The sequence below is a fragment of the Paucilactobacillus oligofermentans DSM 15707 = LMG 22743 genome (assembly GCF_001434315.1).
In the GTDB taxonomy this organism is placed as follows: Bacteria; Bacillota; Bacilli; order Lactobacillales; family Lactobacillaceae; genus Paucilactobacillus; species Paucilactobacillus oligofermentans.
Genome location: NZ_AZFE01000031.1, coordinates 44,865 through 70,240 on the forward strand (window position 1 = coordinate 44,865; position 25,376 = coordinate 70,240).

The window sequence follows — 25,376 nt, forward strand, 5'->3', positions numbered from 1 at the left end:
AAAGCAATCATACTATTAAAAGTATCAATTGCTTGATAGTAATATTTAACTAGTTTTATAGATATTTTGCGTCAAATTCTGGATCTTGTGATGTCAAAATTTTAGGGCCATCTTTGGTAATTGCTAGTGTATGTTCATACTGACAACTCCAACCACCATCTTCAGTCACTGCAAGCCAACCACTAGGATCACTTACATCAGCTTTCCAAGTTCCCATATTAATCATGGGTTCGATAGTAATGGTCATTCCTTCCTTCAAGCGTGGTCCACGACCAGCTTCACCATAGGCAGGCACTGAAGGATCTTCATGCATTGTAGGTCCGATACCATGGCCAACAAATTCACGAACATCCCCGAAACCATTTTCATCTTCCGTATAATGTTGGATAACGGCACCAATATCACCAATCCGGTTACCAATCACGGCTTGATCAATTCCCATATACAATGATTTTTTAGTAACATCCATCAGCTTTTGAACTTCATCGCTAACTTCACCGACTGCATAGCTCCAGCAAGAATCACTAAAGGCGCCATCAAGTTCTACCACTGTATCAACTTTAACTAAGTCGCCATTTTTTAACATCACATGCTTGCGTGGAAAGCCATGACAGATTTCCTCATTGATACTTACACAAGTTGCATATTCGTAACCTTCAAAACCGATTTGAGCGGCTACTGCTCCGTGACTTTCAATGTAGTCACGACAAAAGTCTTCAATTACCCAACTAGAAATGCCTGGTTTGATAATATCGCGTAGTCCAATATGCATTCCGGCAATAATTGCCCCTGATTTTCTCATTGCTTCAATTTCACGTGGTGATTTTATACTAATCATTAGTCTATCTACCTCTTTGTCCAAAAATTACTTACTAAATCATTATACTCTTATCTACAAATTTGTTTAGCTTTATACGCATAATTCTATATTTCTGCTATACTACTATGAATAAACTACTCGAAAGAAGGAAACAATAATGGCAAGTGCACTAGTCGTGTTTGCAACAATTACTGGAAATAATGAAGACGTCGCTGATATCGTTACCGAAGCATTGGAAGACTTAAACATTGACGTTGAAGAAACTGAAATTACTCAAGCTGACGCGGAAGACTTTGAAGACGTTGATATCTGTGTGGTCTGTCCTTATACCTATGATGAAGGTGCCCTCCCTGAAGAAGGACTTGATTTCTATGAAGATTTACAAGAACTTGATTTATCCGGTAAATTTTTTGGTGTTGCCGGTTCTGGCGATACCTTCTACTTAGATGATTACAATGTGTCCGTTGATAAATTTGCTGCCGCCTTTGAAAAAGCTGGTGCCAAGAGTGGTACTGAAAAAGTTAAGATTGACCTGGATCCTGACTCAGATGATATTAAAACTTTAAATGCATTCGCGGCTGACTTAGTCAAGGCAGCTACTGATAAGTAATAAGGGGAAACATTTTGTACAAACTATTTAAAAAGTATCAATCACTAATTGCCTATGCATTTTTCGGCGGTGTAACCACCATTGTTAATATCGGCGTTTTTGCTGGTCTTGACTGGCTAGGTTGGAATTACCAAGTAGCTAACGTAATCGCTTGGTTCTTATCCGTCTTAGTGGCATACCTAACTAATAAAGTTTGGGTATTTTCATCTCACTACACAACGGTTAAAGATTTCATTATTGAGATATCTCAATTTTTCTTCTTCCGTATTTTAACCTTAGTCATTGATATTATTATTATGTACGTCGGAATCACCTTGCTCGATGGTAATTCAATTATCGTTAAAATCATTGATAACGTTGTCGTAATTGTGATTAATTATGCCTTTTCAAAATGGTATATTTTCAAAAAAACGATCTAAATAAAAATGTGAGTAACTTCTTGTATATCGAAGTTGCTCACATTTTTCATTCCAAATATTCGTCTAATTCTTTCAAAATTCGTTCAGCCGCATGACCATCCCCAAATGGATTTTTTACATGTGCCATTTTTCGATACTCTTTTTTATCATGTAACATTTGAAAAATTCCTTGTTGGATACCTTCAATGGTTGTTCCAACTATTTTAGTTGTTCCAGCAGTAACACCTTCTGGTCGTTCAGTTTCATCACGCAGTAATAATACCGGAACATTCATTGAGGGTGCTTCTTCTTGAATTCCACCAGAGTCAGTGACAATCAAAAAACTTCGTGCCGCAAAATTATGGAAATCATACACATCCATTGGTTCAACCAAATGAATGCGATCACGTCCACCTAAAATAGTTTCAGCTAAACTTTCAACTTCAGGATTTGGGTGCACTGGATAAACTAATTCTACATCTGGATTAGTTTCAACGACATCTCGTAATGCATGGAAAACACGTTTAATTGGCTCTCCCATATTTTCACTGCGTTGAACCGTGACTAGAATCACTCGGTGCTTAGCCGGAATCATTCGTAACACCGGGTGTTGATAATCTTCAGCAATTGTATAATTCAATACATCAACCGAAGTATTACCAGTAATAAAAATCTGATCCGTATTTTTATTTTCAATTAATAAATTCTGCTTACTTTGTTCAGTCGGAGCAAAATATAAATCGCTCAAAACATCAGTTAATTGACGATGCATTTCTTCAGGAAACGGTGCGTACTTATCATGTGTCCGTAATCCGGCTTCTACATGGCCAATCGGGATTTGATGATAAAAAGCACATAAACTAGCTACCAAGGTCGTCGTTGAATCGCCAATCGTCAATATCATTTCTGGTTGTGATGCATTTACAATATTTTCTAAATGATGCAACATTTTACTCGTTCGTTCTGATTGGCTTTCTCGTGGTGCCATTAAATTCAAATCAAAATCGGGGTGGATATCAAATATTGATAATACTTGATCCAATAATTTTCGATGTTGTGCAGTAACAACTACAACCGGCTCAAACCGATCAGCTTGAGCTTCCATGGCTTTAATAATCGGTGCCATTTTAATTGCTCCTGGTCGTGTACCAAAAATTAACATTACTTTATGTACTTTCGTCAACTAAATCCCCCCTTTAATCAACATTTTACACTTTTTATCAAGGTGATGCACTCACCATCTTTTTAAAAACTCAAACTCTATTAAAACGCTAAATTGCATATAGCAATTATTTTCGTGATGAGTTTTAAATTTTTAATTGCATATAACAATATTACATATTCAGAAACATTTTCAGTAACTGGTGTTGACTTTATATGTTGAGTGTCATTTAATGTAACATTAAATAAACAATTTAATCGGAGGCATCTGCAGATGAAACAGGTCGAAACTAGTATTCAAAATGGATTAGTATTAAACGTCTTTACTAGACAATTTGAAGCCATCACCTTATGGATTAATGATGGTAAAATTGTCGCTACTGGCGAACAGCCTAATTACATAGCCAATAAGACAATTGACGCAACTGATCAGTATATCGTCCCCGGATTCATCGATGCTCATATGCACATTGAAAGTTCATTAGTCACACCTAGTGAAATTGGTAAAGTATTACTCCAACATGGCGTCACTGGAATCGTCGCTGACCCACATGAATTAGCCAACGTCGAAGGAATTAATGGTATTGAATACATGATTAAAGATTCTCGGCAAACGCCCTTAGACGTGTATTATATGCTCCCATCATCCGTTCCTTGTACTCCGTTTGATCATTCCGGTGCGATTTTAAAAGCGGCTGATCTAAAACCATTATATAAATATCCAGAAGTCCACGGGTTAGCCGAGGTCATGGATTACCCTGCTGTTGCAGCTGGTGATCCAGATATCATCGCTAAAATTAACGATTCAATCACTGCCGGTTATCATGCCGATGGTCATGGTGCTGGTTTAAACATCAACCAATTAGACGTCTTTCGTCGAAATCATATCCATACTGACCATGAAGCTAATAACATTCAGCAAGCCAACGACCGATTAGCAACTGGTTATTCAATTTTTTTACGAGAAGGTACTGTGGAGCGTGATTTAGCCAATACCATTGATGCAGTTACCCCTGAAAATGCTCATAACTTTTCATTTTGTACTGATGATAAAATCATTGACGATATTCTAAATGAAGGTTCAATTGATTATTCTATTAAGTTAGCCATTAGCCTTGGAATAAAACCAGCATTAGCCTATGTTATTGCTAGCTACAATGCGGCCATTGCTCATGATTTGTCAGATGTTGGTGCACTCTCTACTGGATACCAAGCTGATTTAGTTATTTTAAATGATTTAAATACCGTCGATATTGATTGTGTTATCAAAAATGGTAACTTAATTTCTGATTTAACGACAACGCCATTATCACCTGACGCCTCAACCGTTCATCATCATTTAAAGCTTTCCGATTTACAGCTGCCACTTAAAACTGATTTAGCTAACGTCATTGGCATTCAACCTAATCATATTGTCACGGACCATTTAAAATTAAACGTGTCGATAGAAAATGGACAATTTGTATCTAATTCACATGACGACATTATCAAGATTGCGGTCATCGAACGTCACCACAATTTAGGTACCGTTGGCGTTGGACTAGTTAAAGGATTCCAACTTAATGAAGGCGCAATCGCTACAACCGTTGCCCATGACTCACATAATTTAGTCGCTACTGGTACCAACGACAAAGCAATCTTTCGTGCAGTTCAAGCAGTTACTGCGGTTGGTGGTGGTATCGCAGTCGTGGATAACAAAAATACCCTAGCAGTCATGCCCTTATCAATTGGTGGTCTGATGTCAGCAAAAAAATATCCAGATGCCTTAATCGATCTTAAATCAATAACGGATGCATACTACAAGATCAGTTCAAATCAGGATTTCAATCCATTTTTAACTTTATCATTTTTAACTCTACCAGTTATTCCATCGATTAAAATCACTGACCAAGGACTGTACGATTTTGATAAACAAAAATTTATTAGTGTTGGAATTTAGTTTATTAGCGCATATAACTATATATTTTTAAGCGTCTATGATAGGATTTTTAGTTGTTACACTTATCTTTTATCCCCTACAAAATGGAGAAATAACAATGAAAAATCGTTTTAAACAAATGTTCCAACCCTATCAAGGTGAAATAAAATTAAGTTTCTGGCACCTACTCTTTCCGATTTTGATTTGGGGAATTGTCTTATTTGTTGGTTATACAGTGCCAAACATGCTGCATATTCCTGAATCGGTACCTGGTAGCGATGGTCTAGAAACACCATGGCTACGATTAGCTTTGACATTACCACTACCGCTAATTGCATTTTATTTCATTTGGAAAGCTAGTAATGGCATTATGGGTCGCCACTGGGGTGCATTTAAACAGCATCTATGGCGAAATTTAGCAATTACCTTATTACTCTTTATTGGAATTCAATTAATTGCTTACGTTATCTTCAAGCCACTTCTTAATATCGTGATGGGTCCTGCTTCAGCAGTTACCTTAAATACTAGTACAAGTCTGTTATTAGGTAGTTTAATTCCATTAACAGCACCTTTTTCAGAAGAACTAACTGTTCATTATCTAATCTCTGAACAATTTACGGATACTAAAGCCAAATTATGGCTAGGAATTATTGTAAGTAACGTGCTGTTTGCAGCGCTTCATGTCTACGCTTTAAATTTTTCACCTTACATGTTAATCTTTTATTTTTTATTAGGAATGATGTTCCACTTTGTATCACTCTACTTTAAAAATATTTGGTTCAACATCTTTGTGCATTTTTGGTGGAATTTACTGGGTGCACTGGCAGGAATAATTTCATTCATCATTATCTTGTTCCAATAAAATGCAAAAAATAGGCAACATACAATCAGTTATCTGATCGTATGTTACCTATTTTTTTATATTTAACTTATCATCTGATACATTATTATTACTATTGGTTACTGAATTATTATGGTTACTGCAGTTATCCCCAAGACTGCCAGAATTGATAAACTAGAGATAATTAATCCTACTCTGATCGATTTTAATTTCATCATTATTCCCCCCGAATAATTTACCTCTAACTGCTTATAATCATACTATAACTATCACATTATAAATTATCGAAATAGTATTTGTAAACTGCGCTAACTAACTTATATTTTCATTTTAAATAACGAATATTGATTATATTTGGACATATTTTAAATATTTACACGCTTTTATACTAATATGTTAAAAAATAAATAAAAGCAAACAAATTCATTATAAGAAATGAAATATTGTAAACATTTGTAAAATATAAACTTTTAAGCTGTTTGACATGCTACAAAGCGCATGATATTAATTCTATAAGTGTGAGTATACGTCCAAATCTGAATGACGTTAAAAAGCTGACTTTGGAGGAGTTATATTATGGAAGAAAATGGTGTAGTAGTACCACAAGAAGTTAAAGGTTGGAACTGGGGAGCATTTATGTTTAACATCTATTGGGGAATTGGAAATAAATCATATTTACCATTATTAACATTAATCCCCATATTTAATATCATTTGGATATTTGTAGTTGGCTTTAAAGGTAATGCATGGGCTTGGCAAAAAGGTGGCTATAAAGATGTCGCTACTTTTAAAGCCGTTCAAGCAACTTGGAACCGTGCTGGTTTAGTCGCATTTATCCTTACAATTATTGTTGTCATAGCGTACTTCTTAATGTTTGCAACACTCATCAACGCCGTAATTAGTGACGCTACTTATTAATATCTTTTGCTATTTTTAGTTTCACCCCCACTACACGTGGGATACATATAATAAAATAAATTGCTTGGAGGAATAAAACATGCCAACGCATAAAATAACAAAAAAACATCGAAATATTTTTTTGTTGTTTTTAGTTTTAATTACTATCATCCTATTTTTTAATGGTATCAAAAATAATATTTCAGGTTCAAAAGACGTGGTAGAGTTAGCAAACGGAACCTATAAAGTTGGTTCAGCTATAAAAGCCGGTAGATACATCGTAACTACAGAAAACGTTGATGGTGGCAATCTTTTTAATAGCGATAATGATGAGACAAGTTTAATAAACGTCATCCTTGGAAAATATGTTAACAACGACTTGGGAACAGTTGATTCCTATACAGTAACTTTAAAAAAAGGAGAAAAAATAACTCTTACTCAATATCAAAATGATGAAAAAAAAGAAAAATCACCTGTAACTACAAAATTTTCACCAACAAATGCAAAAAGAAAATATCAAACAAAATTATCTGCAGGTTCTTGGGTAGTTGGCAAAGATATAAAACCTGGAAAATATGTTATCTATGCTAATGAAGGTCGTGGTTTACTAATTAATAATAATGGTTCTTTAAATCAAAATTTAAGTAAAGACGCACAGCCAGATATTGACGAAGTTACCAAAATCACTACGAGACTTTATCGAGGTGAAGTGCTTTATTCTAATTTAAAAAGTATTACCTTAAAAAAAATTAACTAAATTCCTAAAATACACTTAACATTTTATATTGTTAAGTGTATTTTATTGACTACTTTTAATTTCAATTATAAACACGTATTTTTTAGGTGTTACAACATATTTAGTTAAACTAACAAAGATGTTCTTACTCGGAATCGAACCGAGATCATCCGCTTAGGAGGCGGGTGCACTATCCAGTTATGCTATAAGAACACAATAAGAAATATTTTCTCATTGTTACTTAATTCTGTAAAGGTTTATTCGAATTCTTTCTTCGCAGCTTGACGCTGGCGTTTTAATCGAATTCCCTTGTCTTTTTTATTCTTATTTTTCTTACGACGTTTAGCTTTTGGTAAACTCGCATGTTTTGGATCAAGCGTTTTATGCACTCGCTTCGTTACTTCACTTGTATCCTTATTTTGCGTTTCACGAACTTGCTTACTACTAGTCTCTTGGATTGTGGTTGCTTTATGCGCAACTGACTTTGGACGTTCACTAGTTAACTTACTTTTATCAAAGTAAACTGGTTCTAATTCATAATCAACTTCGGCAATTAACTTTTTAAAGTCACGTAAATCATGATCATTTCCTAAGTTAATTACTAATCCCGGTTCACCTTGTCGCCCAGTTCTACCAGCACGATGCGTATAAGTGATTGCATTAGTTGGTAAGTCAAAATTAATAACCGTTGGCAACTTAGCAATATCTAATCCACGCGCAACTACATCCGTCGTTAGCAATAATTTTAATTGGCGATTTCTAAACATCCGCATTGATTTTTCACGATCAGTTGAACGCTGTTGACCACCCAGTACACCTACTTGAACATGTTCATGTTTCAAACGTGAGGCGACATAGTTCATCGTTTTTAATTGGTTAAAGAAGACTAAGGCGCGCATATCTTTAACCCGACTCAAGCGTTTTAAAATTTCAACCCGTTTTTCATTACCAACTTCTAACCCAGTATGTTTAACCACACCCTGTGTATGATCTTCATTTCGCACATCAAATTCGATAATATCACGACCAAACATCATCGTTAAATCATCTAAGACTTTAGTTCGTGTGGCTGAAAAGAAACCAAGTTGTGAAGTCATTGGTGTTGTTCGTTCAATATCTTCAATCACTGCCAATGTTTCATCTTGCAACATATCATCAGCTTCATCGATGATCATTGTTTCAAGTTTTCCAAGTTTTAATTTACCTTCATCAATCAAATGTAAAATTCGTCCTGGAGTTCCGACAACAATTTCTGGATGTTGCTTTAATTTATCTGTTTGGCGGGAAACATTAGCCCCACCAGTAACTGCAAGTACCTTTAAATCAAGCAATTTTGCCCAGTCCCGAATTACACTCGTGGTCTGCATCGCTAATTCTTGTGATGGTGATAACACCAACATTTGAACCCCTTGCTTCGGCATTAACTTAGGTAACACTGGCAAAGTAAACGCAATTGTTTTTCCTGATCCGGTTGGCGCAATTCCCAAAACTGATGTATCTTCGCTTAACGCACTAAAAACGGCCGTTTGAATGGCCGTTTGTTCACTAAATCCTAATTGTTCAAAATGCTTCTGAAAAACTTCAATCAAATTGTTTCCCCCTACTGGTTATCAGCTGGAAATTCTATTCCAGCTGATTCACGCAATGTAAATAAAAGACCATTAACTTGCTTACTCATTAAGAACCACTTTTGATAATTCTTGATTTGAGTTTCGTTAGTTGGATCTTCTAAAATCTGTGTAAACACATCAATTTCATATTTCATTGGATTATCAGCTGCTTCAACCGCTAATGCATGTTCTACTTGTTGATCATCAAAATATGATGCTTTAGAAAAGTCTGCAATGTTGTCTAAAACAATGGTATCTTTCAAGCCATAAATTTCAGATGGCATATGTGAGTTAGTCGTTTTCCCAAAGTTTAAGGTAACTTCAAAGTCCTCATATCCCAAAATAGCAATTCCTTTTCCATCGACCCCAGTCTCAATCAAGGTTGGAAAATAAACGACACTTTCTGGCTCACCAAATAAAGCAACGGCTGCATAAACTGGGTAGACACCTAAATCATAGAGTGCCCCACCAGCAAAATCTAAAGTAAACACGTTTGGCTTTTCACCCGCTAATACTTTGTCATAACGTGATGAATACTTCATATAAGTCAATGTGGCACCTTGAATTTTGTCCATTTCCGTCAACTTAGCTTGGACAGCTTTAAATAACGGTGTATGGACATGACGTGCGGCTTCAAGCAATCTAACATCAGGATGAGCTTGCAATAATCCTTCGATTTGAGCAAATTCATCGACATTAGTAAATGCCGGTTTTTCAACAATCACATGTTTATCATTGCTGATTGCTTGCCGAGCATATTGATAATGCATTGAGTTTGGCGATGCAATATACACTGCATCAAAGAGCCCTTCTTCAAAAAACTGATTAATATCTGAAAATGATTCTTTAAACCCAAATTTAACTTGATACGCAGCCGCTTTTTCAGCGGTCCTAGAATAAACTGATGCTAATTCCCAACGACCATCATCTTTAATTTCATTTATAAACTGATCAGTGATCCAATTTGTCCCGATAATTCCTAATTTCAGCATAATCTCGCTCCTTATCGACTTATTATTGAATTGTTACATTAAGTTTACCAGATTTTTGAATATTTTACATATTTGTAACCAAATTTTATTGACGATTGTTGTATACTCGACAGTATAGTACATTCGTCTTCAAATATTTACTAGAAATGGGGGGGAGGACTTTGGAATTGAGAAAAAGAAGTTGGCTATTGTTTGGCACTGGATTAGTTGCTGGACTTTCGAGCTCTTTGGGGAAAGTATCGAAATCGCACAAACAACACCAGAGTCAAACTCTTTTACCACTGCTGTATGCTGGCACTTGGCAATATAAGGATGAAAATCGCAATCGGATTCACTACGTTGAGATTTCACAAGAGCTTAAATTAACCATTGATCAACGACCAATCGAGGCACAAGTTAAATTAGTTGATTCACATAACTTAATTTTTATTGATAGCTTTGGTTATCATATTACCTTCACTGCTAATGAATCACGTCCGGTTCAAATGATGGATGAAGCAGATGATCAAGTATACATTATTAATTCGGTTAAATAATTACCATAAATAAAGGTGGGCAAAAACATTTGTTTTTGCTCACCTTTATTTTAATCTTCTTGATATTCTAAAATGTCGCCTGGCTGACAATCTAGTACTCGACAAATTGATTCCAATGTCGAAAATCGGACCGCCTTAGCTTTTCCATTCTTTAAAATGGAAACATTCGCCATCGTAATCCCTACCTGACTAGCCAGTTCTGTCACACTCATTTTTCGTTGTGCAAGGATGACATCTAGATTTACATTAATTGCCATTTTCCACCTCACACTGTAAAATCATTTTCTTGTTTTAACTCAATTGCATTTTGTAACAGATGTTGCAGTACCGCCACAAATGTTGAAATAATAAATGGTAACATCATTACTGCTACCCCAATTAGTACCATCCCCGGTGCATCTTCTTCATTAGCTACCACAAAAAATTGTGGTAACAAAGCAATATAGGCTATGCCAATCCCACCCGCAGCTAATTTAATATTACGAACTGCTGTTAAACATTTACCAGAAAAAGCTAGATTACGTTCAACTAAGGATAAAATTTTAAAGGCTTCAAAAACAAGCCAATAAAATAATAATGCCGACGTATATAAAGCTCCAATAAAAAAGTAATTTTGAATAACATGTAATGGGAATCGAGGAAACAGGTAGATATTAAATAGTAAAACAATTCCAGTTACTAATGCTAAACTAAATTTTAAAAAGAATGTTCTGATTTTCATATATTTTACCTCATATTTAAAATACCAAACTTTTTATCGTTTATCAATAAATACATATCGAATAACAGCTATTTATTTTGAATAACTTTTCCATTCTTTGGTGTTCCCGTTAAAAACAGCTGGTAACAAGTTGGAACTTTTCCGATTAATCCTTAATTTATCTTTACCCACATATTGAATGAATTTCACATCGCTTCGTTTAGAATGTAGCTTATCACTGGTTAACATCCGTTTACTCTTAGTTACAAATGGATCAACCATCTGTTTTTGAATCGAGGGACTGGCCCAGACAATACAATCTTGATCGTAATGGTTAGCTAACATTTTTAACAATCTAGCTAACTTCTTTCCTTGCGTATCGGTATTTGGCGTCTTTCCTTGATAGTACGTTACATGAACGACAATTGGTAATGTCCCGCTCTCTTTTTTTATCTGACTAACAATATATTCATATTGTTCTTTTGCACTCGTTGTAAAGCTAAAATCATGGTAAATTCCTACTTGAACATCTGAGCCAGATACCCGATTATAATTATTCTCAAATTGATCATCCTTATAGGATGCACCTGAAGTTGCTTTTAAATAAACAAATTTAATTCTGCTATCTTGAAGTTGCTGAAAATCTACATATCCATCATCTTGCGTAATCATTGCTCCTCGCACTTGATACGAAGAGATACTTGAAGACTTATGGACATACCAAAAATAACTACCACCACCAATTAAGATCAGACTAATAAGCAGCGTAATCAAAATATTGCGATGCCGATGACTTTTCTTTGGCTTTGACCGTTTTTGAAACGTGTCATTATAAATCGGTTTTAAATTGTCTTTTTCCATTATTTTTTCCAGTCGGATTTTATCATAAATTCAAAATAACTTTATTATCGAATTATTTTACTATTTTTTCAAAAAAACTCAATTATATTCTTAAATTTGCCTTCTTTTTAAATGGAATCGGTTGCTAATTGTAACCGATTTCCATATAATACTATATGTATATTTTACATGAAATTGTTTATTTTTATTAGCAACGATTTGATAAAGGCAAGGGAGATTTATTTATGGATTACATGATTGGAATGGATTTAGGAACAACTAGTACCAAGGCTGTGCTTTATGATATGGATTGTAATGTTCTGGGATATGCTAACAAGCTATACCCACTTTACCAAGATCAACCAGATATGGCTGAAGAAGATCCTGAAGAAATATTTGATGCAGTTGTCGATGCATTGACTGAAGTATTACGTAAAGCTGACTTAAAGAACGGTAAGTTACAAGGAGTTTCATTCTCGTCAGCTATGCATAGTTTAATCGGTCTTGATGCTGACCATAAACCAACTACCCGAGTTATTACTTGGGCTGATAATCGTGCTGAAAAATATGCCAATGAATATAAAAAGAATGGTAAAGGGTTCGAAATTTATTCACGTACTGGTACCCCAACCCATCCAATGTCACCACTTTATAAATTAATCTGGCTTCGTAATGAACACAAAGATGTTTTTGATAACTCAAAATACTGGGTTGGTATCAAAGAATATATTTTCTACCGTTTATTCGGTGTCTTAAAAGAAGAAATTTCAATTGCGTCAGCTACTAGTTTATTCAACATTTTTAAACTTGATTGGGATGAAGGTGCTTTAAAAGAAGCCGGAATTACTCGTGATCAATTACCAGAATTAGTTGAACCAACTGAACAAGTTACTGGGATGCATGATGAATATGCCAAAGTGATTGGTATTCCAACTGATACCCCATTCATTATGGGAGCTTCTGATGGAACTTTATCTAACTTAGGAGTTAATGCAATTGAACCTGGTGTTGTCGCCGTAACAATCGGTACCTCTGGCGCTGTTCGTACGGTTGTTGAAAAGCCAGTCATCGATCCTAAAGGCCGTGTCTTCTGTTATGCTCTAACTAAGGACAAGTGGGTCATTGGTGGACCAGTTAATAACGGTGGAATTGTCTTCCGTTGGGTACGTGACCAATTGTTTGCCCCAGAAAAGATTACTGCTTCAATGATGAACGTTGACTCTTACGATATGTTAACTCAAATCGCTGGCGAAGTTCCTGCTGGCTCAGACGGTTTAATTTTCCATCCATATCTTGGTGGTGAACGTGCTCCTATCTGGGATGCTAATGCGCGTGGATCATTCTTTGGTTTAACTAGAAATCATACTCGTGCTCATATGGTTCGTGCTGCGCTTGAAGGGATTGTTTACAACCTTTATAACGTGATGCTTGCCCTTGAAGAAGTCGCTGGCTCACCTAAAGAAATCATGGCTACTGGTGGATTTGCTCGCTCAGAACTATGGCGTCAAATGCTTGCTGATGTCTTCGAAAGCCCTGTTACCATTCCAACCGCTTTCGAATCAGGTGCTTTAGCTGCCGTTACCCTTGCCAAACAAAGTCTAGGATTAATTGATGATCTTTCAGTTATTAAAGATTACATCGGTGAAACCAACACTTACCAACCAAATGAAGCAAACTATGCTGCTTACCGCGAATTAGTTCCTATCTTTATTCGTCTAAGTCGCCAATTACAAACTGAATACGCTAATATTGCTGAATTCCAACGTAAATTCAGTGCTAATTCAGTTAAATAAGTTAAAAATATAGTCACAATAACCTGTCGAAACTCGGCAGGTTATTTTTTGTGAATTAAAATTACTTTTCGCCCAAATATTAAACCGCTTTCACCAGGATTGCTTTGATGTTATAATTTATCTATGATTCGTATAGGAAGTGGCTTTTTTGAATAAATTTGATTGGATTAACTCTTATTTTAATAATGCACCGGTTGCCATTATAATATTTCAAAATGGTTCTCTTTTAGTTTCCAATAATTTAGCCACTAAAGTTCAACAAGAACTTAATCTGGATCCAAGTTACTTATTAGATATGGCAAAATCTGTCATCGACAATCATAATTCTAAAATAATGGGCTGCTCTGATTGTAGTGCCTGCCAACAACAAAGTGAGCTCGCAATTCCGATTATTACCGATACAAATAATCCTAATAGAACTGAATATTACATGCTTTATAAAGTAATTAACAAGGACCATGGTATTGTTTCACTAACGATTAAAAATCAAAATTCAATTAATAAAGTTACCCGTCAAGCAACTCGTGAACGAAATAATCAAATTACCATAGATGCAGCACAAAAAGAGCGACAACAAATTTCTGCTAATTTACATGATTCTATTTCACAAAATATTTATTCGTCAATCATGGGGGTAAAACGTTTAACTAACTCATGTCTTACTCAATCAGAAACTGATGAACTTTCAAAATCAATTATTGATCAACTGAATAATACCCTTCTCGAAATCAAAGATATGGCGCTCGCAATTCGGCCGGCAGTTTTAGACAACTTTGGTCTCTTTTCAGCATTAAGAACCTTAGCAAAACGAATTGAGACTAACTCAGGGATCAATGTTATTGTTGCCGGTAATGCCAATCCTGAAAAATTAACTGATATTGTTCAAAACACCTTGTATACCATTGCTCAAGAATCAATTAATAACGTTTTAAAACATGCCAAAGCTTCTGAAATCATTATTTTATTAGTTGAACATACTAATTTTATTACTCTTGAAATTATTGATGACGGAATTGGATTCAATCTTTCTGAACATTCACAATTTAATGGTAATTCCTTAGGTTTATATACTATGAAAGACCGGATTAAATCACTAAATGGTATTTTTAACATTCATTCTGAACTATCCGTTGGAACAACTATTACCGTTAAATTTCCTGTTACTATTGACGTTAAGGAGGTGCCATCATGTATAACATCTTAGTCGCTGATGATCATGCGGTCGTACGCTCAGGATTAACTTATTTGATTAACCAACTACCAGGCTTTACAGTCGTTGATGAAGCAGATAATGGAAATAATACTTTTTCGCGAGTTTCACAAGGTGATATCAATATTGTTGTCATGGATCTTAGTATGCCTCCTGGAGAAAATGGTTTAGAAACAACTAAACGTATTCACCTTGAATTTCCAAGGGTATTAATTTTAATTTTATCAATGCATGGTGAAGAAGAATATGTCGATCGAGCCATCAATAACGGTGCGGTTGGTTATGTTCTTAAAAGTTCTCCTGATACCGAAATAATTAATGCAATCACCACAATTACTACTGGTAAACAGTATGTTGACGAAAATGTTATTCTCTTAAAATCCGATATTAAGGAAATTACTGCCGATGGTTCTAGTACGAACTTATGGGGCCACAATCACCTCACCAAACGTGAACGTGAAGTTATGCCGTTAATCGCACTCGGCTACTCAAACAAGGAAATTGCAACAAATCTCCATATTTCAACCAAAACGGTTGAGGCTCATAAAGCTAGTATTATGCGAAAGTTAGCTTTAAAATCACATGTCGATTTAGTCCGGTATGCGATTCATCATAAATTAATTGAATTTTAAAATAACAAAGGAGTTATGAGAAAAATCTTTCTCATAGCTCCTTTGTTTTTAGTGATCGTTGAAATCTAATTTTCAATGCCGCTAATTTCACAACTACAACATCATTTTGATTAATTCGTGCAAATACCTGAGTTTCTTCAATTAATTGCTGAATTAATTCAGGATGTTTATGCTGTTTCAAAGCATTTTGCGTAGATAGAAATTTAAGTCTTGGTAAATAATAAGTCACCCGATTGTCTGAACAAATCTTGACTCCCAGTTTAATTAATTGATTACTAATTTTAAAATTTTCCATCTCCGAAAAAAATTCTGCCGTATAAAAAATCAAAGTTAAAATTCTTAAAAAGTAATTATCTTCTTGTACCTGATTGTCAGTTTGATTACTACGAATATATTCTGCTACCTTATCAAAGTAAAAAGCTGCTTGCTTTAACTCACGGTGTCTTGCATACATAATTCCTGATCCAAGAAAAGCAAGCTGAGTATAGATAGTTTGATGATGCTCATCTAGATCATTTAAGATTCGTGAAAAATCAAATAATATTTCATCCGTTTGTTTATTAATCAAAGCATTCACGCATCCATGTAAATAACAAAATTGCATTTTAGCAGGCAATGAATTAATTTGACTTTGATCAATTAATTCAAGCTTCCTCAAAACTTCTTGATAATTTTCTACCATTAATTCTTTTTCAGTTTCATTCAGCTTTTCTGCTATTTTTGCATCAGAACAACTATCTTCCTGATACATATCATCAACCGTCATCCCCATCCGAACACAAAGTTTACTGAGAATAGATAGTGAAGGAACACGACTATTATTTTCAAATTTGCTCAAAGTAGCTTGTGTACAAATTCCATCACACAATTTAACCTGTGAAATTTTTAATTCTTTTCTACGATTAACAAAAATACTAATATCCATAGCACTGATACTCCCTATTCATGAATGCCAAGCGCAACCTTAGCATAGCGTGTCATCATGCCCATATTCCAAGCTGGTTCCCAGACTAAATCAATTTGACATTCATTAACACCATCAACTGAGATTGTGGCCTTAGTCACATTTTCATCTAACATATGTCCAAGTGGACAGCCCATGGTAGTTAATGTCATTGTAACGTGGCAAATTCCTTCAGATTCCTTTACCTGATAAATTAGACCTAAATTCACGATATCAATCCCTAATTCCGGATCAATAACTTCCTTTAATGATTCAAACACGTCACTTTCAATATTAGTTAATGTTTCTTGTTGTGGCATCTTTGGCTCCTCCTTTTTATCCGATTGATCCTTCCATTTCAAAACTAATTAGTCGATTTAATTCAACTGCATATTCCATTGGTAGTTGTTTAGTAAATGGTTCCACAAATCCCATTACAATCATTTCAGTTGCTTTAGCTTCCGTAATGCCGCGACTCATCAAATAATATAGTTGTTCTTCAGAAATTTTAGAAACCTTGGCCTCATGTTCCATTGAGACATTGGCATTTGAGATTTCATTAAACGGAATCGTATCAGAAGAAGATTGATCATCCATAATAATGGTGTCACATTCTACATGTGCTTTGGAGCCATCAGAATGTTTCCCGAAACGTACTGTTCCACGGTAATCAGTTGAACCACCCGTTCTTGATATCGATTTGGAGACAATCGTACTTGAAGTATTTTTGGCATTATGAATCATCCGCGCCCCGGAATCTTGATGAATTCCATTACTAGCCACGGCTATTGAAAGCATCGTTCCGTGAGCACCCTCGCCGTTTAAATAAACTGAAGGATACTTCATCGTTACTTTTGATCCAAGATTACCATCAATCCATTCCATGGTTGCATTTTCAGCAGCTGCGGCACGCTTAGTCTCCAAACTATATACATTATCTGACCAATTCTGAATGGTCGTATAACGACAATAAGCATCTTTTTCAACGTTCACTTCAACTACCGCAGCATGTAAACTATCTGATGAATAACTTGGTGCAGTACAACCCTCAACGTAATCAACTTTTGCCCCTTCTTCAACAATAATCAATGTACGTTCAAACTGACCAGAGTTTTCTGAATTAAGTCGAAAATAAGATTGAATTGGGGTTTTAGTTTCAACCCCTTTAGGTACGTAAATAAATGATCCCCCAGACCAGACCGCTGCATTAAGTGCTGCAAATTTATTATCGGTTGGTTTCACTAATTTACCGAACCACTTTTTAAACAATTCTGGATATTCACGAAGTGCAGTATCAGAATCTGTAAAAATAATCCCTAACTTAGCAAAATCATCTCGCATATTATGATAGACAACTTCTGATTCATATTGTGCAGACGACCCAGCTAAATAGTTCCGTTCTGCTTCAGGAACTCCCAAGCGATCAAACGTTTTTTTCAAATCTTCTGGTACATCATCCCAATCACGATACTTTTTATCAGTCATTTTTTGGTAATAGTGCATGTTTTTTAAATCAAGTTTTGATAAATCTGGACCATATGATGGCATTGGTAACTTTTTATAAGCTTTATATGCATGTAACCGATAATCCAGCATCCACTTTGGTTCCTTCTTTTCCGCTGAAATTTCACGGACCGTCTCCTCAGTCAAACCTCTACCAGTAGAATACGCTGGCTGAATATCATCATGGAAACCAAATTCGTAATCTTCATCTTTAATAACTTGATTAACTGCTTTTGACATTGTCTTTCCCCGATTCATTTTGATTTAATAATGCCCGCTGCAATGCCCACCAAGCTAAAGTAGCGCACTTAATTCTTGCTGGAAAACTCACAATACTCGAAAGAATCGCTGCGTCATCTAACTCATCCAAATCAGCTTGTGCATGTTGCTTTCCCATTACCATATCGGAAAATGTTTTAGCCATCTTTAACGCATCATCTTTACTTTTGCCTAAAACTGCATCCGTCATCATGCTTGCCGATGATTGACTAATCGTGCATCCATCACCCGTAAAGCCAATGTTTTCAATAATATCATCAGTTGATAACTTAATTTCTAAGTTAATAACATCCCCGCAAGTTGGATTTTTTAATGTAATTTCATTCGAAACATCATCGACAGCTAACTGCCCTTTATGATGGGGGTGATCTGAGTGATCTAAAATTACTTCTCGATATAAATTATTTAGCTTTGCTAGTCCCATGATTAAAGAACTCCTTTGTTTCAGTCAATGCATTCAAAAAGGAATCAACATCTTCCTTTGTATTGTATAAATAAAAACTTGCTCTAGCAGTGGCAACGACACCCAAATACTCCATTAGTGGTTGAGCACAGTGATGACCAGCTCGAACCGCCACACCTTCCATATCTAATGCTGTAGCTAAATCATGCGGATGAATTCCTTTAAGATTAAATGCGATCACACCCGAATGCTTTTGTGGATTTTTTGGTCCATAAACTTCGATAGCATCATCAGCAACTAACTTAGGTAATAAGTAATCAACAATTTGTTGTTCGTGTTGTGCGACGGATTCCATCCCAATATCAGTTAAATAATCAACAGCTGTGCCCAAACCAATTGCGCCAGCAATGTTTTGTGTTCCTGCTTCAAATTTCCATGGTAACTGTGTCCAAGTACTCTTTTGTTGATAAACAAAATCAATCATTTCTCCACCAAATTGATAAGGATTCATTTGATCAAGTAATTCATGTTTACCATATAAGACCCCAATTCCAGTTGGGCCCATCATCTTATGACCAGAAAAAGCATAAAAATCAACATCAAGTTTTTGTACATCGACGGCTATATGAGGTATTGCCTGAGCTCCATCAACGATGATAATGGCCCCAACTTCATGCGCCAGGTTAGCAAGCTCTTTAATTGGATTAATCGTACCCATCACATTGCTAGCATGTGCTATTGAAACAATTTTCGTACGATTTGTAATTTTAGCTGCTGCATCAACTAAATCGAGTTCACCTTCAGCTGTCAGCCCAATATATTTCAACGTGGCATGCTTACGAATTGCTAACTGTTGCCATGGAATTAAATTACTGTGATGTTCCATAATTGAAATAACAATCTCGTCACCCTCATGAATGTTTTGTTCGCCATAAGTACTAGCAAGCATGTTTAAACCATCAGTTGTCCCTTTGGTAAAAATAACTTCTGCGGCTTCATTAGCATTAATAAAATTTTTAACTTTAGAACGTGCCGCTTCATATGCCGCTGTCGCGCGTTCGGCTAGCGTGTGAACACCCCGATGAACATTCGCATTATCCGTATGATAAAATTTGTCCAAACTTTCAGTAACCACCAATGGTTTTTGTGCAGTCGCTGCATTATCCAAATAAACTAACCGTTCATCATTTACTTGTTGATTTAATATTGGAAAATCTGCCTGCACGTTAATCACTTTCGTGTCCATCTGCTAGTTTCCTCTCAATAATTTTAATTAATTTTTGCTGAACTGTTTTTAACGGAATTGCCGTTAGAACTGCACCTAAGAACCCTCGAATCACTAAACGTTCAGCAAGCACGCGACTTAATCCGCGACTCATTAGGTAATATAATTGTGATTGATCGACTTGACCAACACTTGCCGCGTGACCAGCTAGAACATCATTTTCATCAATTAATAAAATTGGATTAGCATTACCATATGCATTATTTGACATCATTAAAATACGATTTTCTTGTTCCGATTCGGAGCCTGACGCCCCATGAACAATATCACCAATTCCATTAAAAACTAATTGTGAATCATCTAAAATTACTCCACGTTGTAAAATGTCGCCAACGGTATGTTTACCCACATTTTTTATTCCAGTATTAATGCCCACGCGTTGTCGATGTTTAGTAATAGCCACTACTTTTGCCTTTGCTTGCGCTCCATCCCCATTTAATTCAAGCGCAAAATTACCAACGGTATCCCCATCATTCATCATTCCAATCGCCCAATTAACATGAGCATTGCGTCCAACTGCTGCGCGTCTTTGTAAATAAGCTAATGTATTCTCGCCTAATTCATCCAAAGATGACATATTTACATGACTATTTTCTTGAGCAATTACTTCAACAAAAGCATTAGCTAAATTAGCTTGACTCCCTTTAGTATGGATCTGCTGGATAACAGAAAATTTGGTGTTAGCACCAGCTACAATTAAAGTATGGCTGACTAATGGTGAAACTTGGGTACTATCTTGAATAAGATTTAATTCAATTGGTTCCTTAAATTCAACATTATCTGGTACATACAAAAAAATACCAGAAGTTAAACACGCAGCATGGTAACTAGCAAGAAAGTTATCATCCGTCTGAATCGCCTTTGTCATAAAATTATCATGAACAAGTTCTGGATAATCACGAGCAGCCGTAAACAAATCAGTTAAAATGACCCCTTGTTGCTTAAGCTCCGTTGCTAAATTAACACTAAGCGTGGTTTGACCGAACTGAACTAAACTATTATTATTCAAATCGCAATTAAGTAAGTTTTTATCAGATTTAATCCAAGCTAATAAATCACTTGTCATTTGCCAATTTCGGTAATTAAATCGTAATACGTTAGGAAAATTGAGAGTCTTCATTTGTTCACAAGCTAATAAACGTTTTTCAATTAACCAATCAGGTTCCATGTTTTGACGAGCGAATTCAGATAATTCATCAGCACTGATCATTTGTTCAACAGTTTTCATTAGCATGCCTCCTAATTTTCATCTACCAGTGCAACATCTAAATCTAAGTCATCACGTAGGCCGGCATAGCCTTCAACTTCAAGTGTTTTAGCGAGCTCAGCATTTCCAGTTTTAACAATTTTACCGTCCATCATAATATGAACAACATCTGGCACAATATAGTTTAGAAGTCGTTGGTAGTGTGTAATTATTAGTGAGCCAAAGTTATCTCCACGCATTGCATTCACACCCTTTGAAACAACCTTCAAGGCATCAATATCAAGTCCAGAATCAATCTCATCAAGCAAAGCAAAACTTGGTTTAATCATCATTAATTGCAAAATTTCATTACGTTTCTTTTCACCACCAGAAAAGCCTTCATTAAGGTAGCGCTCCGTCATCTCTTCACTCATATCAAGTAAATCAAGATTCTTATCTAGTTCTTTCAAAAAATTCATAACCGAAATTTGATCATCTTCTAAACGACGAGCATTCATCGCTGCCCGAAGAAATTCAGCATTAGTTACTCCTTGAATTTCTGCTGGATATTGCATCCCCAAAAATAACCCTTTTCTGGCTCGTTCATCAACTGGCATGTTAACAATACTTTCACCATTCAACAAAATATCACCTTGTGTTACTTGATATGCAGCTGCCCCCATAATTGTTTCCGACAATGTTGATTTTCCCGTTCCATTTGGTCCCATAATGGCATGAATTTCACCAGTTTTTATTGTTAAATTAACACCTTTTAATATTTCTTTTGCGTGCTGTGTCTCATCATCAGTCACTGAAACATGTAAATCTTTAATTTCAAGTATTCCCATTATTAAGTAGCCTCCATTATTTTTAAGTAAAAAATACATTGTGTACTTATGGACGATCTCAGTGTTCATAATCTTTATGGGAATATTCATGAATATTCTCAATCAAGCATTGCAAAACTACCGTTGAAAGCCCTTGCAGCTATTATACCCAGGAATATTCACAAAAAAATATTAGGCAATTCCCTAATGTTTGTGAAACTAGGAACATGATAAACTGAAACCATCAAGATATAAAGAAAGCGCTTTAAATATATGAAAGGTCTGTTGATGATGCAGCTTAACTACGCAGAACCATCCCATCAAACCGTTACCGTCCATCAAATGGAACAAATAGATAAGCCCACAGCCACACGTTTACATAGCCTCGGTATTCATTCAGGATGTGAATTAGCTGTACTACGTAAGTATCCATTCCATGGACCAGTTATTGTTGAATATGAATCTCAAAGAATTGGAATTCGTTATTCAATCTTTTTAGCTTTGATTGGAGGTAACTAACATGCCGGTTGTCGCTTTATTAGGTAATCCCAACACTGGTAAAACAACGTTATTTAATGGCCTCACAGATACATACTCATACGTTGGTAACTGGGAAGGCGTAACGGTTGAAAAAAAGGTTGGTAAAATTAACCATTCTGAATTGTTGGTTATTGACTTACCTGGAATTTACTCGCTAAATCCAATTACTAAGGATGAATCCGTCGCAATTAATTGTTTACTAAATGACTCTCCTGATATTATTCTTAATGTAACCAACGCTTGCCAACTCAAACGTAATCTCCTTTTGTCAGTCGAACTCTTAGAATTTGGTCAACCAATGGTCATTGCATTAAATATGATCGATGACCTTAAACGAAGTGGTATTAATTATGATCTCGATATTTTATCAGAGACTCTAGGTTGTCGTTTCTTTAGTACCAATGCCCGTAACAAAGACGGACTAGCACAACTAAAATCAGAATTAATAAGTTCACCAATTAAAAAAGCTGCTGTATTACACTTAAATTATCCAGTAGAGATATCAAATATTATTACCCTCACCAGCATGCAGCTCATGCAACAATTCAATTACACAGAACCTTTTGCTCGTTGGTTAACGATTCAGTTTATGAACAAGAATCTTCAAGTGAGACAATATGCGACTGATCATCATTTACATCCATTAACCAGTCAAGAAACCATTTTTGATAGTCATAACTACGAATCACAAATTTTTAACACTCGCTTGGATTTTATTAACTCAGTTTTAGACAGAGCCACTCAACAAGAATCATCAAAAAGTCATCAAAATATAACTGCCAAAATCGATCACTGGATTACACAGCCACTACTTGGATTACCAATTTTTATTGGCATATTCTTTTTAATGTTTAAATTATCATTTGACTGGTTGGGAACACCCCTCTCTGATTTATTAGACAGTTTCATTTCTGGCCCGGTATCCTCAGCCACAGCTGCCCTATTAACTCAACTTGGTGCAATCCCGTTTTTAAAGTCGTTAATTGTTGATGGAATAATTGCCGGTGTTGGTGGCGTACTGACATTTATTCCACAAATTTTTATCTTATTTGCTTGTATTTCCTTACTAGAGGATTCAGGATATATGTCACGCGCTGCATTAGTGACCGACCGATTAATGCAAATATTTGGACTAAACGGCAAAGCGTTTATTCCCCTAATTATTGGATTTGGTTGTAACGTGACCGGTATTATGGCTGCTCGAACAATTGAACAACCAAAAGAACGTCTGATCACCACATTAATCTCACCGTTTGTCAGTTGTTCAGCTCGTCTGCCTATTTATGGATTATTTGTCGCCGCCTTTTTTCAAAAGCATCAGGCTCTTGTAGTACTATCAATTTATTTCATCGGTATTTTCGTGGCATTATTAATGGCTAAAGTTTATCAATGGCTTTTTAAAGTGAAAGAAACTTCAGTCTTTATTATTGAATTACCAAAATATCATTTACCCAGATTAGATATCATCGCTATGGGTACATGGGATAAAGGCAAAGGCTTTATTAAAAACGCAGGTTCAATTATTTTTGCTGGAACGGTTTTAATCTGGTTACTTTCTAATTTAGGACCCCAAGGAGTAGTTACTAATATCAATGCCAGCTTTTGTGCTTTAATTGGACAAGCTGCATTACCAATCTTTAAATTAATTGGTGTGACTTCATGGGCGACAGTTAGTGCCCTATTAACAGGAATTTTCGCTAAAGAAGTCATTAGTTCAAGCATGATTGTCCTGTTTCATTTAAGTGGCCAAACTGGATTAATTGCTACCTTTAGCACATTGTTTACACCCTTGTCAGCTTATTGCCTTTTAATTTTTATCTTATTATATGCCCCTTGTTTTTCCACATTGTCAGCAATTAAAGCTGAAACCGGGTCAATCAAATGGGCAATATATTCCTTGATTTCTAACACAGTTCTCGCATTTGCGATTTCAATGATAATTTATCAAGTCGGTTCACTATTTATTTAAGGAGGAATATTGATGAGCTTGTTGGTTAATATCGTTGTAATACTAATAATTATCGGTATTGCAGCTTTAATTATTTTTCATAACATTAAAAAATCAGGAACCAATCAATGTCCAATTGGCAAAGATTGCAACTGTCAGATTAAAAAAAATATTAAATAACATTTTTTCATTAAAAAAACCACCAGATTCAAAATTCTGAATCTAGTGGTTTATTTTTCTCTATTTATGATCTTGATTCTCTTTTTCTTCTGGAAAGTAACGAAGCATCAATTGTTTAAAATAATCTGACGCATATCCAATGACAAAAATCCCCAATAACATTGATAAATATAATTGGAAAACGAATAATCCCCAACTATGAATGGTGATATTGGAAAGAATTAACATCGTCGTTCCCCAAGCAATCAGCCAAGCTGGCACGATTGTAAATTTCATAATGGTTCCTTGTAAAAATAAAACAATAAACGTCATAATACCAAACATGATCGATGAACCAATCAAGCCAGACATAAATGAAATATGCAAAAAATAAAATGCAATTAATCCCCAGCCAATTCCTAAAGCGAAACTAACCAAAATATTCCATATTTTATCCTTCGGAAACCCTGCACCAAAGAAATAAGATACTGCAATAAATGCCGCTGATCCCATCCAAAGACCGCCACCAGTCATCATTAAACTATAAACTAATGTAAATAATCCAACGCCAATCGAATCGAACCAAACTTTTTTACTAATTTTCATAAT

At 35.4% G+C, this 25,376-nt stretch carries 28 protein-coding genes and 1 tRNA gene; 13 read left to right on the plus strand and 16 right to left on the minus strand.

What is annotated here, in order from left to right:
- Positions 1 to 55 precede the first annotated feature (55 nt).
- Positions 56 to 838, minus strand: a complete 783-nt coding sequence (gene map, locus FC70_RS03830; RefSeq protein WP_057889690.1) for a type I methionyl aminopeptidase — start codon at positions 836 to 838, stop codon at positions 56 to 58.
- A gap of 139 nt (positions 839 to 977) precedes the next feature.
- Here map and FC70_RS03835 point away from each other — a divergent pair, with 139 nt between their 5' ends.
- Positions 978 to 1,430 (plus strand): flavodoxin, encoded by a 453-nt coding sequence (locus FC70_RS03835; protein WP_057889691.1) that lies wholly within the window; start codon positions 978 to 980, stop codon positions 1,428 to 1,430.
- Positions 1,431 to 1,441: 11 nt separating this feature from the next.
- On the plus strand, positions 1,442 to 1,849 hold the full coding sequence (locus FC70_RS03840) for a GtrA family protein (RefSeq protein ID WP_057889692.1): 408 nt from the start codon (positions 1,442 to 1,444) through the stop codon (positions 1,847 to 1,849).
- 46 nt (positions 1,850 to 1,895) lie between these two features.
- Here FC70_RS03840 and wecB read toward each other — a convergent pair whose 3' ends face one another.
- Positions 1,896 to 3,011 (minus strand): non-hydrolyzing UDP-N-acetylglucosamine 2-epimerase, encoded by a 1,116-nt coding sequence (gene wecB / locus FC70_RS03845; protein ID WP_057889693.1) that lies wholly within the window; start codon positions 3,009 to 3,011, stop codon positions 1,896 to 1,898.
- A 252-nt stretch (positions 3,012 to 3,263) separates the two neighbouring features.
- On the opposite strand from wecB, the gene ade reads away from it, so the two are divergent.
- The 4 genes from ade (at position 3,264) to FC70_RS03865 (ending at position 7,402) form a co-directional block, all read left to right on the plus strand.
- Entirely contained in the window at positions 3,264 to 4,928 is a 1,665-nt protein-coding gene (gene ade / locus FC70_RS03850; protein WP_057889694.1) for an adenine deaminase, read from the plus strand.
- A gap of 97 nt (positions 4,929 to 5,025) precedes the next feature.
- Positions 5,026 to 5,769 (plus strand): CPBP family intramembrane glutamic endopeptidase, encoded by a 744-nt coding sequence (locus FC70_RS03855; protein WP_057889695.1) that lies wholly within the window; start codon positions 5,026 to 5,028, stop codon positions 5,767 to 5,769.
- Positions 5,770 to 6,324: 555 nt separating this feature from the next.
- Positions 6,325 to 6,666 carry a hypothetical protein gene (locus tag FC70_RS03860; protein WP_057889696.1) on the plus strand — a complete coding sequence of 114 codons (342 nt, stop codon included), beginning with the start codon at positions 6,325 to 6,327 and terminating at the stop codon, positions 6,664 to 6,666.
- A 79-nt stretch (positions 6,667 to 6,745) separates the two neighbouring features.
- A complete protein-coding gene (locus tag FC70_RS03865; protein ID WP_057889697.1) occupies positions 6,746 to 7,402 on the plus strand; it encodes a hypothetical protein in 657 nt (218 codons plus the stop codon).
- Between the two features lie 119 nt (positions 7,403 to 7,521).
- Here FC70_RS03865 and FC70_RS03870 read toward each other — a convergent pair.
- From FC70_RS03870 to FC70_RS03880, 3 genes are all read right to left on the minus strand, one after another.
- Positions 7,522 to 7,594, minus strand: a tRNA-Arg gene (locus FC70_RS03870).
- 44 nt (positions 7,595 to 7,638) lie between these two features.
- On the minus strand, positions 7,639 to 8,970 hold the full coding sequence (locus FC70_RS03875) for a DEAD/DEAH box helicase (protein ID WP_057889698.1): 1,332 nt from the start codon (positions 8,968 to 8,970) through the stop codon (positions 7,639 to 7,641).
- Between the two features lie 11 nt (positions 8,971 to 8,981).
- Positions 8,982 to 9,983, minus strand: a complete 1,002-nt coding sequence (locus FC70_RS03880; protein WP_057889699.1) for a Gfo/Idh/MocA family protein — start codon at positions 9,981 to 9,983, stop codon at positions 8,982 to 8,984.
- A gap of 167 nt (positions 9,984 to 10,150) precedes the next feature.
- On the opposite strand from FC70_RS03880, the gene FC70_RS03885 reads away from it, so the two are divergent.
- Positions 10,151 to 10,519: a DUF4828 domain-containing protein gene (locus FC70_RS03885; RefSeq protein WP_057890275.1), complete on the plus strand. Its 369-nt coding sequence runs from the start codon at positions 10,151 to 10,153 to the stop codon at positions 10,517 to 10,519.
- Between the two features lie 50 nt (positions 10,520 to 10,569).
- Here the strand turns inward: FC70_RS03885 and FC70_RS03890 are convergent, their stop codons facing one another.
- The 3 genes from FC70_RS03890 to FC70_RS03900 all read right to left on the minus strand — a co-directional run bounded on the left by FC70_RS03890 (position 10,570) and on the right by FC70_RS03900 (position 12,080).
- Positions 10,570 to 10,776, minus strand: a complete 207-nt coding sequence (locus tag FC70_RS03890; protein WP_057889700.1) for a helix-turn-helix domain-containing protein — start codon at positions 10,774 to 10,776, stop codon at positions 10,570 to 10,572.
- 8 nt (positions 10,777 to 10,784) lie between these two features.
- Positions 10,785 to 11,240: a DUF2975 domain-containing protein gene (locus FC70_RS03895; protein ID WP_057889701.1), complete on the minus strand. Its 456-nt coding sequence runs from the start codon at positions 11,238 to 11,240 to the stop codon at positions 10,785 to 10,787.
- A 72-nt stretch (positions 11,241 to 11,312) separates the two neighbouring features.
- The gene (locus FC70_RS03900) at positions 11,313 to 12,080 is read right to left on the minus strand and encodes a GH25 family lysozyme (RefSeq protein ID WP_057889702.1); all 768 of its coding nucleotides are present in this window, start codon (positions 12,078 to 12,080) and stop codon (positions 11,313 to 11,315) included.
- A gap of 224 nt (positions 12,081 to 12,304) precedes the next feature.
- Here FC70_RS03900 and gntK point away from each other — a divergent pair, with 224 nt between their 5' ends.
- The 3 genes from gntK (at position 12,305) to FC70_RS03910 (ending at position 15,694) form a co-directional block, all read left to right on the plus strand.
- Positions 12,305 to 13,852, plus strand: a complete 1,548-nt coding sequence (gntK, locus tag FC70_RS03905) for a gluconokinase (protein WP_057889703.1) — start codon at positions 12,305 to 12,307, stop codon at positions 13,850 to 13,852.
- A 148-nt stretch (positions 13,853 to 14,000) separates the two neighbouring features.
- A complete protein-coding gene (locus tag FC70_RS09160) occupies positions 14,001 to 15,056 on the plus strand; it encodes a sensor histidine kinase (protein WP_083478631.1) in 1,056 nt (351 codons plus the stop codon).
- A complete protein-coding gene (locus FC70_RS03910; RefSeq protein WP_057889704.1) occupies positions 15,041 to 15,694 on the plus strand; it encodes a response regulator in 654 nt (217 codons plus the stop codon). Before FC70_RS09160 ends, FC70_RS03910 begins: the two co-directional genes overlap by 16 nt.
- Before the next feature lie 31 nt (positions 15,695 to 15,725).
- On the opposite strand, the gene FC70_RS03915 is transcribed toward FC70_RS03910, so the two are convergent.
- From FC70_RS03915 to sufC, 7 genes are read right to left on the minus strand one after another with little or no spacing between them, the layout of a single operon-like run.
- The gene (locus tag FC70_RS03915; protein ID WP_057889705.1) at positions 15,726 to 16,619 is read right to left on the minus strand and encodes a helix-turn-helix domain-containing protein; all 894 of its coding nucleotides are present in this window, start codon (positions 16,617 to 16,619) and stop codon (positions 15,726 to 15,728) included.
- A gap of 14 nt (positions 16,620 to 16,633) precedes the next feature.
- Positions 16,634 to 16,957: a metal-sulfur cluster assembly factor gene (locus tag FC70_RS03920; protein ID WP_057889706.1), complete on the minus strand. Its 324-nt coding sequence runs from the start codon at positions 16,955 to 16,957 to the stop codon at positions 16,634 to 16,636.
- Positions 16,958 to 16,973: 16 nt separating this feature from the next.
- On the minus strand, positions 16,974 to 18,380 hold the full coding sequence (sufB, locus tag FC70_RS03925) for a Fe-S cluster assembly protein SufB (RefSeq protein WP_057889707.1): 1,407 nt from the start codon (positions 18,378 to 18,380) through the stop codon (positions 16,974 to 16,976).
- Positions 18,364 to 18,843, minus strand: coding sequence for a Fe-S cluster assembly sulfur transfer protein SufU (gene sufU / locus FC70_RS03930; protein WP_057889708.1), 480 nt, complete (start codon positions 18,841 to 18,843; stop codon positions 18,364 to 18,366). The genes sufB and sufU overlap by 17 nt, the downstream gene beginning before the upstream one ends.
- The gene (locus FC70_RS03935) at positions 18,821 to 20,068 is read right to left on the minus strand and encodes a cysteine desulfurase (protein ID WP_057889709.1); all 1,248 of its coding nucleotides are present in this window, start codon (positions 20,066 to 20,068) and stop codon (positions 18,821 to 18,823) included. Before FC70_RS03935 ends, sufU begins: the two co-directional genes overlap by 23 nt.
- Complete coding sequence (sufD, locus tag FC70_RS03940; protein WP_083478632.1) at positions 20,049 to 21,335, minus strand: Fe-S cluster assembly protein SufD; 1,287 nt, start codon at positions 21,333 to 21,335, stop codon at positions 20,049 to 20,051. Before sufD ends, FC70_RS03935 begins: the two co-directional genes overlap by 20 nt.
- Before the next feature lie 11 nt (positions 21,336 to 21,346).
- Positions 21,347 to 22,141, minus strand: a complete 795-nt coding sequence (gene sufC / locus FC70_RS03945) for a Fe-S cluster assembly ATPase SufC (protein ID WP_057889710.1) — start codon at positions 22,139 to 22,141, stop codon at positions 21,347 to 21,349.
- 270 nt (positions 22,142 to 22,411) lie between these two features.
- Here sufC and FC70_RS03950 point away from each other — a divergent pair, with 270 nt between their 5' ends.
- Genes FC70_RS03950 through FC70_RS09245 form a run of 3 tightly spaced genes read left to right on the plus strand, consistent with a single transcriptional unit; the run spans position 22,412 to position 24,788 of the window.
- Positions 22,412 to 22,639 (plus strand): FeoA family protein, encoded by a 228-nt coding sequence (locus FC70_RS03950; RefSeq protein ID WP_057890277.1) that lies wholly within the window; start codon positions 22,412 to 22,414, stop codon positions 22,637 to 22,639.
- 1 nt (position 22,640) lies between these two features.
- Positions 22,641 to 24,629 (plus strand): ferrous iron transport protein B, encoded by a 1,989-nt coding sequence (feoB, locus tag FC70_RS03955; protein WP_057889711.1) that lies wholly within the window; start codon positions 22,641 to 22,643, stop codon positions 24,627 to 24,629.
- Between the two features lie 12 nt (positions 24,630 to 24,641).
- Positions 24,642 to 24,788 carry a FeoB-associated Cys-rich membrane protein gene (locus FC70_RS09245; RefSeq protein WP_123827732.1) on the plus strand — a complete coding sequence of 49 codons (147 nt, stop codon included), beginning with the start codon at positions 24,642 to 24,644 and terminating at the stop codon, positions 24,786 to 24,788.
- A gap of 60 nt (positions 24,789 to 24,848) precedes the next feature.
- Here FC70_RS09245 and FC70_RS03960 read toward each other — a convergent pair whose 3' ends face one another.
- The gene (locus tag FC70_RS03960; protein WP_057889712.1) at positions 24,849 to 25,373 is read right to left on the minus strand and encodes a DUF1097 domain-containing protein; all 525 of its coding nucleotides are present in this window, start codon (positions 25,371 to 25,373) and stop codon (positions 24,849 to 24,851) included.
- Between the last annotated feature and the right edge of the window lie 3 nt (positions 25,374 to 25,376).

Excerpts from the sequence above, each read along its gene's own strand:
- FC70_RS03860 (WP_057889696.1), top strand. The coding sequence starts at position 6,325 with ATGGAAGAAAATGGTGTAGTAGTACCACAAGAAGTTAAAGGTTGGAAC.
- FC70_RS03915 (WP_057889705.1), bottom strand. The coding sequence starts at position 16,619 with ATGGATATTAGTATTTTTGTTAATCGTAGAAAAGAATTAAAAATTTCA.
- FC70_RS03900 (WP_057889702.1), bottom strand. The coding sequence starts at position 12,080 with ATGGAAAAAGACAATTTAAAACCGATTTATAATGACACGTTTCAAAAA.
- FC70_RS03910 (WP_057889704.1), top strand. The coding sequence starts at position 15,041 with ATGTATAACATCTTAGTCGCTGATGATCATGCGGTCGTACGCTCAGGA.
- feoB (WP_057889711.1), top strand. The coding sequence starts at position 22,641 with ATGCCGGTTGTCGCTTTATTAGGTAATCCCAACACTGGTAAAACAACG.
- sufB (WP_057889707.1), bottom strand. The coding sequence starts at position 18,380 with ATGTCAAAAGCAGTTAATCAAGTTATTAAAGATGAAGATTACGAATTT.
- FC70_RS03865 (WP_057889697.1), top strand. The coding sequence starts at position 6,746 with ATGCCAACGCATAAAATAACAAAAAAACATCGAAATATTTTTTTGTTG.
- sufC (WP_057889710.1), bottom strand. The coding sequence starts at position 22,141 with ATGGGAATACTTGAAATTAAAGATTTACATGTTTCAGTGACTGATGAT.
- ade (WP_057889694.1), top strand. The coding sequence starts at position 3,264 with ATGAAACAGGTCGAAACTAGTATTCAAAATGGATTAGTATTAAACGTC.
- sufD (WP_083478632.1), bottom strand. The coding sequence starts at position 21,335 with ATGAAAACTGTTGAACAAATGATCAGTGCTGATGAATTATCTGAATTC.
- FC70_RS09245 (WP_123827732.1), top strand. The coding sequence starts at position 24,642 with ATGAGCTTGTTGGTTAATATCGTTGTAATACTAATAATTATCGGTATT.
- map (WP_057889690.1), bottom strand. The coding sequence starts at position 838 with ATGATTAGTATAAAATCACCACGTGAAATTGAAGCAATGAGAAAATCA.
- FC70_RS03835 (WP_057889691.1), top strand. The coding sequence starts at position 978 with ATGGCAAGTGCACTAGTCGTGTTTGCAACAATTACTGGAAATAATGAA.
- FC70_RS03895 (WP_057889701.1), bottom strand. The coding sequence starts at position 11,240 with ATGAAAATCAGAACATTCTTTTTAAAATTTAGTTTAGCATTAGTAACT.
- FC70_RS03960 (WP_057889712.1), bottom strand. The coding sequence starts at position 25,373 with ATGAAAATTAGTAAAAAAGTTTGGTTCGATTCGATTGGCGTTGGATTA.
- FC70_RS03890 (WP_057889700.1), bottom strand. The coding sequence starts at position 10,776 with ATGGCAATTAATGTAAATCTAGATGTCATCCTTGCACAACGAAAAATG.
- gntK (WP_057889703.1), top strand. The coding sequence starts at position 12,305 with ATGGATTACATGATTGGAATGGATTTAGGAACAACTAGTACCAAGGCT.
- sufU (WP_057889708.1), bottom strand. The coding sequence starts at position 18,843 with ATGGGACTAGCAAAGCTAAATAATTTATATCGAGAAGTAATTTTAGAT.
- FC70_RS03880 (WP_057889699.1), bottom strand. The coding sequence starts at position 9,983 with ATGCTGAAATTAGGAATTATCGGGACAAATTGGATCACTGATCAGTTT.
- FC70_RS03920 (WP_057889706.1), bottom strand. The coding sequence starts at position 16,957 with ATGCCACAACAAGAAACATTAACTAATATTGAAAGTGACGTGTTTGAA.
- FC70_RS03935 (WP_057889709.1), bottom strand. The coding sequence starts at position 20,068 with ATGGACACGAAAGTGATTAACGTGCAGGCAGATTTTCCAATATTAAAT.
- FC70_RS03855 (WP_057889695.1), top strand. The coding sequence starts at position 5,026 with ATGAAAAATCGTTTTAAACAAATGTTCCAACCCTATCAAGGTGAAATA.
- FC70_RS03950 (WP_057890277.1), top strand. The coding sequence starts at position 22,412 with ATGCAGCTTAACTACGCAGAACCATCCCATCAAACCGTTACCGTCCAT.